Raw genomic sequence first — 14,063 nt, 5'->3', positions numbered from 1 at the left:
CGGTCAGGCCTCGGCGGCGGTCCGGGCGCCGGCGGTGCGCATCCTGCCGAAGGCGTAGACGCAGCCGGCCAGCGCGAGGTCGGAGAGCAGCATGAAGCCGAGGGAGTAGGTGCCCTTGCTGCTGTAGATCGCACCCATGACGAGCGGCGGCAGAAAGCCGCCGAGGCCGCCGGCGGCGCCGACGATGCCGGTGACGCTACCGACCCGCTCCTGCGGGGTCACCCGCGAGACCAGGGCGAAGACCGAGCCGCTGGCCGCGCCCAGGCCCGCCGCCATGACCAGGAAGTCGACGGTGCCGGTCGGGTTCAGCCGCGGATCGAAGGCCTGGACGATGGCGAGCAGCGCCACCGCGCCGAGCGCCCAGGCGGTGACGACGGCCGGGTGCACCCGGTCCGAGCACCAGCCGCCGATGGGCCGGAAGACGACGGTGACCAGCGCGAAGCCCGCCGCCTTGGTTCCCGCGTCGGCGGCGTCGAGGTGGTACCAGGTCTGCAGATAGGTGGGCAGATAGACGCCGAAGGCAACGATGCCGCCGAAGCCGATGGCGTACAGCGCGGCCAGCTCCCAGGTGACCTTCAGCCGGCCGGCCTGGCCCAGCCGGCGGGCGAGCGAGGTCTGCGGGACGGGCCGGTCCGGATGGTCGGTGATCATCAGGGCGCCGAGGAAGGCGAAGAGGGCGAGCACCACGGCGACGGCGAGATACGGCATGTTCTCGTCGTAGCGGTGGATCCGCGGGGTCAGATAGCCGGAGAGTGCGACGCCGCCCATGCCCATACCGAAGACGCCCAGCGCCAGGCCCCGCTTACGGGGCGGGAACCAGGCGTTGACGAGCGGGATGCCGATGGCGAACGTGGTGCCGCCCAGGCCGAGCAGAAATCCCACGCCGAGCATCGCGGGGTAGGAGTGCTTGGCGGGGATGAGCAGCAGCACCGGCACGATGGTGAGTGCCGAGATCAGGGGGAACATCACCCGGGCGCCATAGCGGTCGGTGAGCGCACCGACCGGCACCCGGCCCAGCGAGCCGACCAGCACCGGCACTGCCACCAGCACCGACACCTGGAAGTGGGTCAGGTGCAAGCCGGCCCTGAAGACGTTCCCCAGGGGGGCGATGAGGTTCCACGCCCAGAAGGTGACCGTGAAACCGATGGTGGCGAGGGCGAGGTTCCGGTAGGCCGCCACCGTCACGGGCGCACGCTGCTGACCACATCGGCGGCGCCGGCCAGCCCGTGGTGGATGTCCGCGGCCAGGCTGCTGCTCGCCAGGTAGAAGCCGAGCAGCGCGCACACCAGGGCGTGCGAGATCTTGAGCTTTCCGCTGCGCAGGAAAATCACGGTCAGGATCACCAGCAGCAGCACGACCGAGATGGAAATTGCCATGGGACGCACACCTCCTCAACCGCCGCCCGAACGGACGGCAAGGGGTGGCCAGTTTGGCGTATTTCGGTGTATGTCCGGTTCGAGTCCGGGTGCTCCGATCAGGTGATCACTGCGGGTCACCGGCTCGGGGTGGCGCTCGCGCCCACGGCGGTCGCCCGAGCCGCGCCACGGCGTTCTCGCCGTACGCCATGGCGCCCCCGAGTCCGTGACATGGATCACATCACTCCCCGCAACGGAGTGTCGGGATCGGCCGTCTTAGCGGCCGACATCGCCGCCTCCCCGCACCGCAGACGGAAAGCCCCCCATGAGCCACACCCTCTCCCCCCGCCGTCGGACGTTCCGGCCGCTGCGTGCCGTGCTCGCACTGGTCCCCGTGATCGGCGTGGGCACGCTCACCGCGTGCGGGGGCATCGCGGCGTCGGCGCCCAAGGGCGATCCGGTGAAGGTGGTGCTGGGCGCGGCGAGCGGTACCAGGACCGTGCAGGCCGGCGACCGGCTCAAGGTGAGCGCGGAGGGCGGGGTGCTCACCGAGGTGCGGGTCACCGACCCCCGGGGCCGGCGACTGCCCGGCGGGCTCGGGGCCGACGGGACGAGCTGGACGTCCAGCTCACGGACCGCGCCGGACACCAAGTACTCCATCGTCGCCAGGACGAAGAACCCGCAGGGCGGCCTGGACGCAGCCAAGGAGTCGCTGACCACCGCGAAGGCGGCCAAGCTCAACACGCTGGAGCTGGATCCCGGCTCGCAGGGTGCGGCGGCCGGCGCCGACCGGCCGCTCACCGTCCTCTTCGACTTCCCGGTGACCGAGCGGGCCGCGGTGCAGCGCCGGCTGAGCGTCACCACCGACGACCGCACGACCGGCGCGTGGAACTGGGTGAAGGACGGCAGCGGCAAGGACCGGGTGGACTGGCGGCCCGCACAGCCGTGGAAGCCGGGCACCGAGGTCACGCTGCGGGCGCAGCTCACCGGGGTGGACTCCGGCGGCGGCCGCTACTTCGCCGAGGACTATGACCTGAACTTCACCATCGGCCCGAGTTGCCCCGACTCGGACGCGGCGCAGGTTTGTGGCAAGGTCCACGCGGGTGACCCCATCGAGGTCACCATGTCCTCCGTACGAGGGAGAGACGATCGGACCATCGGAATCGGAGACTGGGATGTCGGCTGGTTCCCGGTGGCTGAGAAACCGCGCCCTCGCGTCGAGCAGCTGACCCCATTCAGAGCCTAATGTGACGGAATGAGCACCGTGCAGGACCAGGATCAACTCACGGGGTGGCGGCGCTTCCAGCGCCGCGTCCCCAACGGCTTCGCCATCATCTTCAGCGTGTTGGGGCTTTTCTGCGCCCTGACGGCGCTGATCGGGCCCCTCAGGCGCGGACTCCACCCGGTGATCTACTGGCTGGACACGCTCACCATCCCGGTGGCACCGAACTTCGCCTACGCGGCGTTCCTCTTCCTCCTGGGCGCGGCGATGACCGCGCGCAAACGGGTGGCGCTGTGGTTCGTCGTGGCCTACATGGTGCTGGTCACCCTGGCGGACGCGCTGTTCCTGGCCGCGGGGTACTGGGAGTTCGCCTTCTCCCTGGTGCTGTGTGCCGGTGCGCTGGTGCTGCTGATCGTCTCGCACCGCGAGTTCTATGCGATCACCCGCCGCGGCGCGTTCCTGCGGGCCATCCTGGTGCTGTTCGGCGGGCTCGTGGTGGCCGTGCTGGTCGGCTGGGGGCTGGTGTCGCTGGTCCCCGGCACGCTGGAGTCCGGCGCCGCCAACCGGCTGCTGTGGGCCGCCAACCGCGTCTGCGGTGGCCTCGTCGGCGGCCGGCTCGTCGAGGGCCATCCGCCGCACTGGATCAGCACCGTACTCGGTCTGCTGGGTGCGCTGGCGCTGCTGAACGCCGCGGCCGCGCTGTTCCGTTCGCAGCGCATGGAGGCCGCGCTGCACGGCGACGAGGAGGCCCGGATCCGGGCACTGCTGGACCGCTACGGCAGCCAGGACTCGCTCGGCTACTTCGCCACCCGCCGCGACAAGGCGGTGGTCTTCTCGCCCAGCGGCAAGGCCGCCGTCACCTACCGCGTCGAGGCCGGTGTCTGTCTCGCCAGTGGTGACCCGGTCGGTGACCGCGAGGCGTGGACCCAGGCCATCGAGGCCTGGCTGGAGGTCGCCGGGCGCTACGGCTGGCAGCCGGCTGTCATGGGCGCCAGCGAGAGCGGCGCCAAGGCGTTCGCCCGCAGCGGCCTCGGTGCGCTGCAGCTCGGCGACGAGGCGATCCTCCATGTGAAGGACTTCGACCTGGACGGCCGGGAGATGCGGGTGACCCGCCAGGCCGTCAACCGCGTCGAGCGGACCGGCGCGACCTTCCGCGTACGGCGCCACTCCGCGCTGACCGACGAGGAGATGCAGGAGGTCATCCACCGGGCCGACGCCTGGCGGGACACCGAGACCGAGCGCGGCTTCTCGATGGCGCTGGACCGGCTGGGCGATCCCGAGGACGGGGAGTGCCTGCTGGCCGAGGCGTTCGACGGCGACGGCAACATGATCGCGCTGCTGTCCTTCGTCCCGTGGGGCAAGGACGGCATCTCGCTGGACGTGATGCGCCGTGACCGCAGCGCGCCCAACGGCGTCATGGAGTTCATGGTGGCCCGGCTGTGCGCCCAGGCCGGGGCGATGGGCGTGCACCGGATCTCGCTGAACTTCGCGGTGTTCCGGTCCGCCTTCGAGGAGGGCGCCCGGATCGGCGCCGGTCCGGTGCTGAAGTTCTGGCGCCGGCTGCTGCTGTTCTTCTCCAAGTGGTGGCAGCTGGAGGCGCTCTACCGCTCCAACGCGAAGTACAACCCTGAGTGGTATCCGCGGTTCCTGTGCTACGCGGACGCCGGCGCGCTGGCCCGCATCGGTCTGGCCTCGGGTATCGCCGAGGGCTTTGTGGCCGTACCGAGCCTGGGCCAGCTGTGGGGCAAGGGCCACAAGAAGCGGGTGCTGGCCCCGGCGAGCACCGCCGGCCTGCCGTCGCTGCACGAGCTCGGCCTGGTGCAGACACCGCCGGCCACGGCGGAGGAGCAGCACGAGCGGGAACTGGCCGCGCTGCCCGAGCAGGTGCGGGTGCGCCACCGCAAGCTGGAGCGGCTGCGCAAGGACGGCACCGACCCGTATCCGGTGGGTGTGCAGCGTACGCACACGCTGGGCGAGATCCGCGACGAGTACCCCGAGCTGAAGCCCGGGGCGCGTACCGGCAAGTCGGTCAGCGTCGCCGGGCGGGTGCTGCTCACCCGTGACCACGGCGGGGTGCTGTTCGCGGTGCTGCGGGACTGGTCGGGCGATCTGCAGATCGCGCTGACCCGGGACGGCAGCGGAGCCGAGCAACTGGACCGCTTCGGCGCGGACATCGACCTCGGTGACCATGTCGAGGCCGAGGGCGAGATCGGCACCAGTGACCGTGGTGAGCTGACGGTGTTCGTGGACCGGTGGCGGCTGACCGCCAAGTGTCTGCGGCCGCTCCCGGACAAGCGACGCGGTCTGTCCGACCCGGAGGCCAAGGTCCGCCAGCGGTATGTGGACCTGGTCGTCTCGCCGGACGCGCGGGAGACCGTACGGGCCCGCAGCACGGCCGTGCAGGCGCTCCGCCAGGGGCTGATCGACCGGGGTTACCTGGAGGTCGAGACGCCGATGCTCCAGCAGATCCACGGCGGCGCCAACGCGCGCCCGTTCCACACCCATATCAACGCCTACGACCTCGACCTGTATCTGCGGATCGCGCCGGAGCTGTACCTCAAGCGGCTGTGCGTGGGCGGTATGGAGAAGGTCTTCGAGATGGGGCGGACCTTCCGCAACGAGGGCATCTCCTACAAGCACAACCCCGAGTTCACGATGCTGGAGGCGTACCAGGCGTTCGCCGACTACGACGTGATGCTCGATCTGACCCGGGAGCTGATCCAGGGCGCGGCGATCGCCGCGTTCGGCACCGCCACCGCCCGTAAGGCGGACGCGAACGGCCGGCTGGTCGAGCACGACATCTCGGGGATCTGGCCGGTCAAGACCGTCTACGGCGCGATCTCCGAGGCGCTCGGCGAGGAGGTCGACGCCGATACGAACCCGGATGTGCTGCGCCGCCTGTGCGTGAAGTCGGGTGTGCCCGTCAAGCCGGAGAACGGCCGGGGCGACATCGTTCTGGAGATGTACGAGCGCCTTGTGGAGGAGAAGACCACTCTTCCCACCTTCTACAAGGACTTCCCCACCGATGTCTCGCCGCTGACCCGCCAGCACCGCAAGGACCCGCGGCTCGCCGAGCGCTGGGACCTGGTCGCCTTCGGTACGGAGCTGGGCACCGCCTATTCGGAGTTGACCGACCCGGTCGAGCAGCGGCGGCGGCTGACCGCCCAGTCGCTGCTGGCGGCGGGCGGTGACCCGGAGGCCATGGAGCTGGACGAGGACTTCCTGCAGGCCCTCGAGTACGCGATGCCGCCGACCGGTGGTCTGGGCATCGGCGTGGACCGGCTGGTCATGTTCCTCACCGGTCTGTCGATCCGCGAGACGCTGCCGTTCCCGCTGGTGCGGCGGCGCTGACGGGGCCGGTCACGGCGGGCAGAACGGCGAAGGCCACCTCCTTGCGGGGGTGGCCTTCGCCGTTCGCCGTTCGCCGGCAAAACCGTCAACTCAAACCCTCAACCCGCCCGGAAAACCTCGGGGTTGGCGCAGTGCACCGGCGGCTCGCCGCGCAGATGGCGGCCGACCTCCGCGGCGACGATCCGTGCGGCCTTGTGCGCGACCTGCCGGCTGCCGCCCGCGATGTGCGGGGTGAGCACGACGCCGGGGGCGGTCAGCAGCCGGGAGCCGGCGGGCAGCGGCTCTTCGGGGAAGACGTCGAAGCCGGCGCCGGCGAGCTGTCCGGAGTCCAGCGCATCGCAGACCGCGTCGTAGTCGAGCAGCGCGCCGCGGGCACAGTTGACCAGGATCGCGCCGCGGGGCATCGCGGCGATCTGCTTCCGGCCGATCATGCCCCTGGTCTCCTCGGTGACCCGGGCGTGCAGGGAGACGATCCGGGAGCGGGTCAGCAGCTCGTCGAGGGAGACCTGTTCGGCGATGCCGGCCAGCGCCTCGGGACGCACATACGGATCGTGGACCAGGACGTGGGCGCCCATGGCGGCAAGGACCTTGGCGACCCGGCTGCCGATCGCGCCGAAGCCGATCAGGCCGACGGTGGCGCCGTCGATCTCGATGCCGCAGTTGTCGTAGTCGTAGTAATCGCCGCGCCAGACGCCCCGGCGCAGGTCGGTGTGGGTGTCGCCGACGCCGCGGGCGGCGGCCAGCATCAGGGTGAGGGTGTGCTCCGCGGTGGCGGTGGCGTTCCGGCCGGGCGCGTAGCAGACCGCGACGCCGTGCCGGGTGGCGGCTTCGACATTGGCGTTGACCGGGCCGCCGCGGCTGGTGCAGAACAGCTTCAGATCGGGGCAGTTGGCGAGGATCCGCTCGGTGAGCGGGCCGTGCTCGGTGACACAGATCTCGACGCCCTGGAGGGCCTCGATCATCTGGTCCTCGCTGCCGGAGGCCTCGATGACCTCGGCGACCGGGCCGAAGGGGGTGTGCGGCCAGTCGAACCGGATCTCGCGTACGTCCAGCGGAGCGTCCCCGGCGGCCGCGCGCACGGCCTCGGTGAACAGGCTGGGGCGGATGAAGTGGTTGCCGGCGGCGAGGACGGTGGTGCTCATGGGGGCTTCTTCTCCTGAAGGGCGGTGCGGGCGGTTGGCCGTACGGTCAGTGGAGGGCGGGCGCCTGGCTGAGGGCCGGGGCGTTGAAGCTGAGCAGTGCGGTCTGCCCGTGTTCGATACGGATCTCGGTGAGGGCGCCGTTGTACAGCTGGGGGAGGACCCGGCGGTAGTCGCCGAGCGGGATGCCCAGCAGATGGCAGAGCAGGACCCGTACGAGGGTGGAGTGGGCGACGAGCAGGACCCGGCCGTGCGGCTGTTCGCGGGCGATGTCGGCGAGGCAGTCGGCGGCGCGCTCGGCGGCGTGGCGCGGGTCTTCGCCGTCGGGCAGATGGTGCGCGACCGGGTCGGCGAGGAAGGCGGCCAGCTGCTCCGGGAAGCGCCGGCGCATCTCGTCCCTGGTCAGGCCCTCGCCCTGGCCGAAGTCGAGCTCGTAGAGCCGCTCGTCGATGCGCGGGGTCAGACCGCAGGCGTCGGCGGCGGGCGCGGCGGTGAGCCGGGCGCGGGAGAGCGGGGAGCTCCAGACGGCGGTGAGAGCGGCGGTGGCGGCCCAGGTGGCGAGGATGGCGGCCTGCTCGCGGCCGTGGTCGGTGAGGGGCACATCGGTGCGGCCGGCATAGCGGTTCTCCGCATGCCAGACGGTCTCGCCATGGCGTACGAGGATGAAGTCGGTCACTGCGCTGCCCTCCTGCGGGCGTGGTCGGCCACGGCCTGGCCGAGCCAGCCGCGGCGGGTGAGTTCGTCGATGAAGCGGAGGTAGACGGGGGTGTAGCGGGCGGTGCGGGCCGGTGTCGGCGGGATCTCGCGGTCGATGCGGACCATGGCGGCGGCCGCCTCCTCAAGACTCGTGCCGGAGGAGGTGGCGGCGAGAACGGCCATGCCGAGGGCGCCCTCGGCCTGTTGCGGCAGCCGTACGGGGCGGCCGAGGACATCGGCGCGCAGCCGGCACCAGTAGGCGTTGCGGGCGCCGCCGCCGGTGAGGGTGAGCGGCCCGTCGACGGGCGCGCCGAGGTGGTCGAGGTAGTCGAAGCAGAGCCGTTCGAGACAGGCCACGCCGAGCAGATAGGCGTGGAACTCGGCGGCCCGGCCGTGCACTTGGCCGAGCAGGAAGGGTTCGGCGTCGGGGGCGCGGAAGGGGAAGCGTTCGCCGCCGGTGGAGACCAGGGGGTAGGCGACCGCGTCCGGGTCCAGGGCGGCGGCCTGTTCGGTGAGCGCGTCCAGATTCTCGCCGTGGAAGTGCTGGGAGATGACGCCGGCGCCGCTGCTGGAGGCGCCGCCCGGCAGCCAGTTGTCGCCCGGCCCGCGGTGGCAGTAGACGACGCCCGTCGGGTCGCGGACCAGGTGCGGGCTGCTGCCCTTGAGCACGAGGGTGGTGCCGAGCACCGAGTTCCAGGCGCCCGGCGCCAGCGCTCCGGCGCCGATCTGGGCCGCGCAGCCGTCGGTCATTCCGGCGACGATGGCGGTCCCCTCGGGGATGCCGGTGGCCTCGGCGGCGGCCGCGCATACGGTGCCGAGCACACTGCCGGGGCGTACGACCTCGGGCAGGATGTCCTCGGGGACGCCGAGTTCGGCCATGACCTTGTGCGGCCAGCGTTCCTCGACGAGGTGGTAGCCGGTCTTCAGGGCGTGGCTGGCGTCGCCGGCCACCTGATGGCCCGCCAACCGCCAGGTGATCAGGTCGACTTGGTGCAGCAGCCGGGTCCCGGCACGGTGCCCGGCGCCGTTCTCCAGCAGCCGGCGGAGCTTGGGCAGCGCCCAGGAGGGCTGCATGCTGCGGTAGCCCAGCTCCTCCCAGACCGCTCCCCCGGCGGCGTTGACGGCCGCGGCCTGCTCGGCGGCGCGTCCGTCGTCGTACATCAGCCCCGGGGTGAGCGGGGTGCCGTGGGCGTCGGCGAGCAGGATCGTCCCGGAGGTGCCGTCGATCGCCAGCCCGCGGATCCGCCGGGTATCGAGGCCGCCCAGGGCTTCCCGGCAGGCGGCGGCGAGCGCGCTCCACCACTGCTCGGGGTCCTGTTCATGCTTCTTGCCCGCACGCCGGCCGGTCAGCGGGCGGGCGGCGGCGGCGAGGACCTGCCCGGTGCCGTCGACGGCGACACAGCGTGCGCTCTGGGTGCCGAGGTCCAGGCCGAGCCAGATGCCGTCGAGGGTGGGGGTGGCGCCGGGGCGGCGCGGGTCAGACACGGGTGCCTCCAGGGGCGATGCCGGTGGTGCCGGTTTCGGCAGGGTGGCCGGTGGCCTCGGTCGGGCGGCCGATGGCCTCGGCGGGACGGCCGGCGCTCCCCCGCCAGACGGCGCCGCCCCGCCAGCCCGCCTCACGGGCGAGCGTCCGCCAGCCGAGGAAGTCCTCGTACAGCGCGGCATAGAACTCCGCGCGCTCCGGCTCGGGCTCCCAACTCCGCTGCATCCGGACGTACTTGGCTGCGGCGCTGTGCATGCTGGTCTCCGCGCCGGTGCGGACCAGCCCGGTGAGGAAGGCGCCCTTGGCACCGAGTTCGGTGTCACCGGAGCGGGCGGTGGGCACGCCCGTCGCATCGGCGATCAGCGCACACCAGGCGTCGCTGTTGGCGCCGCCGCCGCACAGCCGCAGCTCGCTGACGTCCGTACGGGCGGCGGCCAGCGAATCGCGCAGGACCAGGGAGAGCCCGTCGAAGACGGCGCGCGCCAGGTCGGCGGGGGTGTGCTCCAGGGAGAGGCCCCAGAAGGAGCCGCGGGCACCCGGGTCGAGGAACGGCGCGCGCTCGCCCGCCGGGGAGAGGTACGGCAGGAACATCAGCCCGCGGGCGCCGGGCTCCGACTCGAAGGCCAGCTGTGCCAGCTCCGGCGGCCCGGGCAGGTGGAGCAGGCGCGCAGCCCAGCCGAGCACCTCGGCGCCGTTGAGGGTGGGGAAGGCGCGCAGCACCCGCTCGCGGCCGCGGTAGGCGATGTTGATGCCGGACGGTTCCCCACTGGTGTCGATCTCCGTACGGACGATCTCGGTGCACAGGGTGGTCCCGAGGATGCTGCAGGCCTGGCCGGGGTTGACGACGCCGACGCCGCGGGCGGTGGAGGCGATGTCGTACGGGGCCATGACGACCGGGAGGCCGGCCGGCAGGCCCAGCTCGCCCGCGGCCCCGGTGGTGATTTCGGCGATCCGCTGCGACTCCCCGAGCACGGTGGGCAGCAGCCGCTCGTATCCGCCGAGGCCGAACAGGTCGAGGATGTACGGGTCGTAGTCGCCGGTGGCGTGGTCCAGGAACGGGGCCGAGGCGTCGGATTCATCGCTCGCGCGGATGCCGGTGAAGCGCAGGAAGAGCCAGCCGGCGGCGGTGAGAGAGGTGCTGGAGCGGGCCAGCCGGTCCGGGTCGTGCGCGGCGAGCCAGCTGAACAGGGCGTTGGGCATACCGGTGCAGGTCAGCGAGCCATTGCGGCGGAAGGCGGCTTCGAGGACGCCGTCGCGCTGCCAGCTGGTGAGCAGCTCCCCGGCGCGGCCGTCGGACCACAGGATGGCGGGTCCGGTGGGGCGGCCGCGGTCGTCGACGAGCCAGGCGCCGTCACCTTGGGCGGTGAAGGACACCAGCCGGACCGGGTCGGTCAGCCCGTCCAGGACCGTGCGGACGGTGCGGACGACGGCGTTCCAGACGGCGTCCATGTCCTGTTCCGCCCAGCCGGGGTGCGGGCGCAGGACCTCGGTGGCCCGGCGGGCGACGGCGATCTCGGTGCCCTGGTCGTCGAAGACGACGGACTTGATCACCGTGGTGCCGACGTCGATGGTCAGTACGGACATCAGTAGGGTCCCTTCACGCCGGTGCCGAGGCGGCCGAGGGCGCGGTGCCCGCCGCGCCGGCGGTGCTCTCCGCGGCCGCGCCCGCCGTACCCGACTCGTCCGGCAGCTTCAGGAAGTGCGCGAGCACACAGCTCACCGCGTACATCCCCGCGAAGATCCAGACAATCCCTTCGACACCGAGCGGCCCGACGAACGCCGCGACGACGGCGGGGCCGACGAAGGTGCTGGCTCCCGCGCCCAGGTTGAGGGCGGCCAGGGCCTGACCCTGATGCTTCGGCTCCAGAGTGGGCACCAGTGCCGATAGCGGTACATAACCTGCCAGCGTAGCCCCGTAGAACGCGGCGACCAGGAGGGCGAGCGGGAAGTTCGCGCCCGCGGCATCCGGGACGTAGAAGAGCAGCAGAGTGCTGAGGGTGCAGCCGGCGCCACCGAACCAGGCGATGGTACGGCGCCAGCCGAAGCGGTCGCCCACCACGCCGAACAGCAGGTTGGCGAAGATATTGGTCGCGAACATCGCGCTGAGCAGATGCAGCCACTCGGTGAGGCTGAAGCCGACCGTCCTGGTGAAGTGGATCGGCATGATCACGAAGAAGCCGAACTGCGAGGCCGTGTTGATGACCCGGACGACCGAGCCGACCCCGACCCTGGGGTTGCGCCACAGGACCGTCACACTGCCGGCCAGCGTCGTCGCGGCCCCCTCCCCCGCACCGCGCGGCCGCTTGCCGCCCCGGTCGTCGCGGACCAGCAGCAGGGCGATCAGCCCGCCGGCGGCCACCAGTACCAGCGCGGCCCACAGCGTGGCGTACGCACCGATCTGCGGGATGAGTCCGCTGGCGACCAGCGAGCCGAGCGTGGGCAGCCCGCCGGTGAAGGCGAACCAGAACCACCCCATGGCCGTACCGAGCCGGGCGCGCGGTGCCACACCGGCGATCCAGACGAGGAAGCCGTAGGCGAACAGCGGATAGCCCAGACCCCGCAGCCCGTAGCTGAGCATCATCAGCGGATAGCTGGACATCGGGATGGCAGCGGTGAGGAAGAGCAGCTGGAAGACGCCCCAGATGCCCAGGCCGGTCCACATGACGCGGCGCGGTCCCCACAGGTCGGACAGCACTCCGGACAGCCAGGCGGCGATGCCGGCCGCTATCCCGTAGACGGTGAACAGCAGCGCGACCCGGGACTCCGAGATGTCCTGGTCGATGAGGTAGGGCGAGAGATAACCGGACTCGACGCCGTCTCCGATCATGAAGAGAAGGAGCCCGAGATATCCCCAGGCGAGGGTCGGCGGCACGCCCAGGCGTGTGATCAGCGAACGCGGCGGAGAGTTCTTCATCGAATCTCCCTTTCTGCGGCGGCGGGGCAGGAGGGGTGAACGCAGCGATGGAACCGCCGGGCGGAAACGGCCGTCAATGGCCGCCGGAATCTTCGCGTCGAGGCCGCGACCAGCCGTGTTGCGTCGTACCGGAACCGCACGTGGACGCCGCATCCGCCGCGCGCGCCATGTGAAATCCGTGCGAACATAACGCGGCGAATTCACGTGGTGGAGACGCGGCGGATGCGGAGGGAGCACAGCGATGGACCGGCTGGAGGCCCAGGAGGAGCGGCGGCGCCGCGTGCGCGACACCGTCATCGCCCGAGGCTTCGTCCGTACCGCGGACCTCGCCGAGGAATTCGGCATCAGTCTGATGACCGCGCATCGCGATCTGGACGCCCTTCAGGCGCAGGGCTGGCTGCGCAAGGTGCGCGGCGGCGCGACGGGGCTGCCCTCGGCGCAGTTCCACGGCAGCGTCGCGGAGCGCATGGCCACCATGGCGCAGACCAAGCAGCAGCTGGCACGGGCCGCCGCGACGCTGCTGGTCCCCGGGCAGACGGTGCTGCTCGACGACAGCACGACGTGTCTGCTGCTGGCGCACCAGGCCGCCGAGCACACCCCGCTGACCGTGATCACCAACTCCCTGCCGGCCATCACCACACTCGCGAAGGAGCCCGGCATCACGCTGATCACGCTGGGCGGCGCGTACTTCCCGGCGTATGACGCCTTCATGGGCCCGCACACCGCCGACGCCGTACGCGCCTTCCGCGCCGATGTGCTGTTCATGTCCACCACGGCCGTCACCAACGGGCGCTGCTACCACACCTCGCCGGAGACCGTGCAGGTCAAGCGGGCCATGATGGAGAGCGCCGGGCGCCGTGTACTGGTCGCCGACCACACCAAGTTCACCAAGGGCGGCCTGTACGCGCTCGCCCCGCTGACCGACTTCGATCTGCTGATCGTCGACGACGGACTGCCGGCCGAACAGGTACGGGCGGTGCGCGCGGCCGGCACCGAGGTGAGGGTGGTGCCGGGCCGGGGATAGTCCCGGCCCGGCACGCGGTCCTTCGGCGGCCTGCGCCCCCGGGGGCGGACGAAGGCGCTCTCGCCGGTGGTGGCCTTGCCCACGATGGTCGTTGGCGTCACCGCCGAGTTCGCGGTTCTCAGCGAGCGCTGCCAGGGCGGCAGCGGCAACGGGAACAATTCCCTGGCGGTACTCGGATCCGAGTACTAGGATCCGAGTACATTCTTTCGATCCCAAGCCTGACTGTGGAGTGAGATGACCACAAAACGACCCGCCAACCCCTTGGCCCTCGCGGTATTGGGCTTGCTGCTGGAGCAGCCCATGCACCCCCACGCCATGGCGACCGCACTTCGGGAGCGGCAGATGGACCAGGCCTTCAAACTGACCACCGGGTCGTTGTACGACACGGTGCGGGCCCTGGCCCGCGACGGCTGGATCGAGGCGACCGACACCGAGCAGGTGGGCGGCCGCCCGACGCGCACCGTCTACCGGCACACCCCCGAGGGGCAGCGGTGCTTCATCGAGTGGCTGGACGAACTTGTCCGCGAGCCGTCCCGGGAGTACCCGAAGTTCCTGTCCGCCGTCAGCTACCTGGGCGTACTGGGACAGCAGCGGGCGGCGCAGGCCCTGCGCGAACGGGCGGCGGCCTTGAAGACCCGGATCGCAGAGGACGAGCAGGCGTATCGGGTCGCCAGACAAGAGCACAAGGCGCCTCGGCTGTTTGTGATCGAGGCGGAGTACGCCCAGGCGATGTTGCAAGCGGAATTGCTGTGGGTACTGCGCACCGCCGATGAGATCGAGCAGGGCACCCTGGAATGGCCGGAGGCCCCTGATGCCTGACACACCCGCGCCTGCGACAGCACGGCTTGAGCGGCCCTCACCCAACGCGCCGATATCCAG

General features: G+C 71.4%; 12 protein-coding genes. 5 read left to right on the top strand and 7 right to left on the bottom strand.

Going from position 1 to position 14,063, the window contains the following annotated elements:
• Positions 1 to 3 precede the first annotated feature (3 nt).
• Positions 4 to 1,185 carry an MFS transporter gene (locus tag KI385_RS37465; RefSeq protein ID WP_238576479.1) on the bottom strand — a complete coding sequence of 394 codons (1,182 nt, stop codon included), beginning with the start codon at positions 1,183 to 1,185 and terminating at the stop codon, positions 4 to 6.
• The gene (locus KI385_RS37460) at positions 1,182 to 1,376 is read right to left on the bottom strand and encodes a hypothetical protein (protein ID WP_238576478.1); all 195 of its coding nucleotides are present in this window, start codon (positions 1,374 to 1,376) and stop codon (positions 1,182 to 1,184) included. Before KI385_RS37460 ends, KI385_RS37465 begins: the two co-directional genes overlap by 4 nt.
• Before the next feature lie 304 nt (positions 1,377 to 1,680).
• Between KI385_RS37460 and KI385_RS37455 the strand changes: the two genes are divergently transcribed.
• Positions 1,681 to 2,601, top strand: a complete 921-nt coding sequence (locus tag KI385_RS37455) for an Ig-like domain-containing protein (protein ID WP_238576477.1) — start codon at positions 1,681 to 1,683, stop codon at positions 2,599 to 2,601.
• Positions 2,602 to 2,610: 9 nt separating this feature from the next.
• Positions 2,611 to 5,928, top strand: coding sequence for a bifunctional lysylphosphatidylglycerol synthetase/lysine--tRNA ligase LysX (gene lysX, locus KI385_RS37450; RefSeq protein WP_238576476.1), 3,318 nt, complete (start codon positions 2,611 to 2,613; stop codon positions 5,926 to 5,928).
• 98 nt (positions 5,929 to 6,026) lie between these two features.
• Here lysX and KI385_RS37445 read toward each other — a convergent pair whose 3' ends face one another.
• From KI385_RS37445 to KI385_RS37425, 5 genes are read right to left on the bottom strand one after another with little or no spacing between them, the layout of a single operon-like run.
• Positions 6,027 to 7,070 (bottom strand): 2-hydroxyacid dehydrogenase, encoded by a 1,044-nt coding sequence (locus KI385_RS37445; RefSeq protein WP_238576475.1) that lies wholly within the window; start codon positions 7,068 to 7,070, stop codon positions 6,027 to 6,029.
• Positions 7,071 to 7,116: 46 nt separating this feature from the next.
• Positions 7,117 to 7,743 (bottom strand): histidine phosphatase family protein, encoded by a 627-nt coding sequence (locus tag KI385_RS37440; RefSeq protein ID WP_238576474.1) that lies wholly within the window; start codon positions 7,741 to 7,743, stop codon positions 7,117 to 7,119.
• Complete coding sequence (locus KI385_RS37435) at positions 7,740 to 9,248, bottom strand: FGGY-family carbohydrate kinase (protein ID WP_238576473.1); 1,509 nt, start codon at positions 9,246 to 9,248, stop codon at positions 7,740 to 7,742. The genes KI385_RS37440 and KI385_RS37435 overlap by 4 nt, the downstream gene beginning before the upstream one ends.
• Complete coding sequence (locus KI385_RS37430; RefSeq protein ID WP_238576472.1) at positions 9,241 to 10,830, bottom strand: FGGY-family carbohydrate kinase; 1,590 nt, start codon at positions 10,828 to 10,830, stop codon at positions 9,241 to 9,243. The genes KI385_RS37435 and KI385_RS37430 overlap by 8 nt, the downstream gene beginning before the upstream one ends.
• A gap of 13 nt (positions 10,831 to 10,843) precedes the next feature.
• Positions 10,844 to 12,160: an MFS transporter gene (locus KI385_RS37425; protein ID WP_238576471.1), complete on the bottom strand. Its 1,317-nt coding sequence runs from the start codon at positions 12,158 to 12,160 to the stop codon at positions 10,844 to 10,846.
• Between the two features lie 241 nt (positions 12,161 to 12,401).
• On the opposite strand from KI385_RS37425, the gene KI385_RS37420 reads away from it, so the two are divergent.
• The 3 genes from KI385_RS37420 to KI385_RS37415 all read left to right on the top strand — a co-directional run bounded on the left by KI385_RS37420 (position 12,402) and on the right by KI385_RS37415 (position 14,003).
• The gene (locus KI385_RS37420) at positions 12,402 to 13,184 is read left to right on the top strand and encodes a DeoR/GlpR family DNA-binding transcription regulator (RefSeq protein ID WP_238576470.1); all 783 of its coding nucleotides are present in this window, start codon (positions 12,402 to 12,404) and stop codon (positions 13,182 to 13,184) included.
• Positions 13,185 to 13,250: 66 nt separating this feature from the next.
• Positions 13,251 to 13,373, top strand: coding sequence for a hypothetical protein (locus tag KI385_RS44035; protein ID WP_281066941.1), 123 nt, complete (start codon positions 13,251 to 13,253; stop codon positions 13,371 to 13,373).
• A 45-nt stretch (positions 13,374 to 13,418) separates the two neighbouring features.
• A complete protein-coding gene (locus tag KI385_RS37415) occupies positions 13,419 to 14,003 on the top strand; it encodes a PadR family transcriptional regulator (RefSeq protein ID WP_238576469.1) in 585 nt (194 codons plus the stop codon).
• Positions 14,004 to 14,063: the final 60 nt, after the last annotated feature.

The sequence above is a fragment of the Streptomyces inhibens genome (assembly GCF_022221585.1).
Lineage (GTDB): Bacteria > Actinomycetota > Actinomycetes > Streptomycetales > Streptomycetaceae > Streptomyces > Streptomyces inhibens.
This window is presented reverse-complemented; position numbering and strand designations above follow the sequence as displayed.

Bases quoted from the DNA above. Each gene is read 5' to 3' on its own strand.
- KI385_RS37460 (WP_238576478.1), bottom strand. From the start codon at position 1,376: ATGGCAATTTCCATCTCGGTCGTGCTGCTGCTGGTGATCCTGACCGTG.
- KI385_RS37455 (WP_238576477.1), top strand. From the start codon at position 1,681: ATGAGCCACACCCTCTCCCCCCGCCGTCGGACGTTCCGGCCGCTGCGT.
- lysX (WP_238576476.1), top strand. From the start codon at position 2,611: ATGAGCACCGTGCAGGACCAGGATCAACTCACGGGGTGGCGGCGCTTC.
- KI385_RS37445 (WP_238576475.1), bottom strand. From the start codon at position 7,070: ATGAGCACCACCGTCCTCGCCGCCGGCAACCACTTCATCCGCCCCAGC.
- KI385_RS37430 (WP_238576472.1), bottom strand. From the start codon at position 10,830: ATGTCCGTACTGACCATCGACGTCGGCACCACGGTGATCAAGTCCGTC.
- KI385_RS37425 (WP_238576471.1), bottom strand. From the start codon at position 12,160: ATGAAGAACTCTCCGCCGCGTTCGCTGATCACACGCCTGGGCGTGCCG.
- KI385_RS37420 (WP_238576470.1), top strand. From the start codon at position 12,402: ATGGACCGGCTGGAGGCCCAGGAGGAGCGGCGGCGCCGCGTGCGCGAC.
- KI385_RS37415 (WP_238576469.1), top strand. From the start codon at position 13,419: ATGACCACAAAACGACCCGCCAACCCCTTGGCCCTCGCGGTATTGGGC.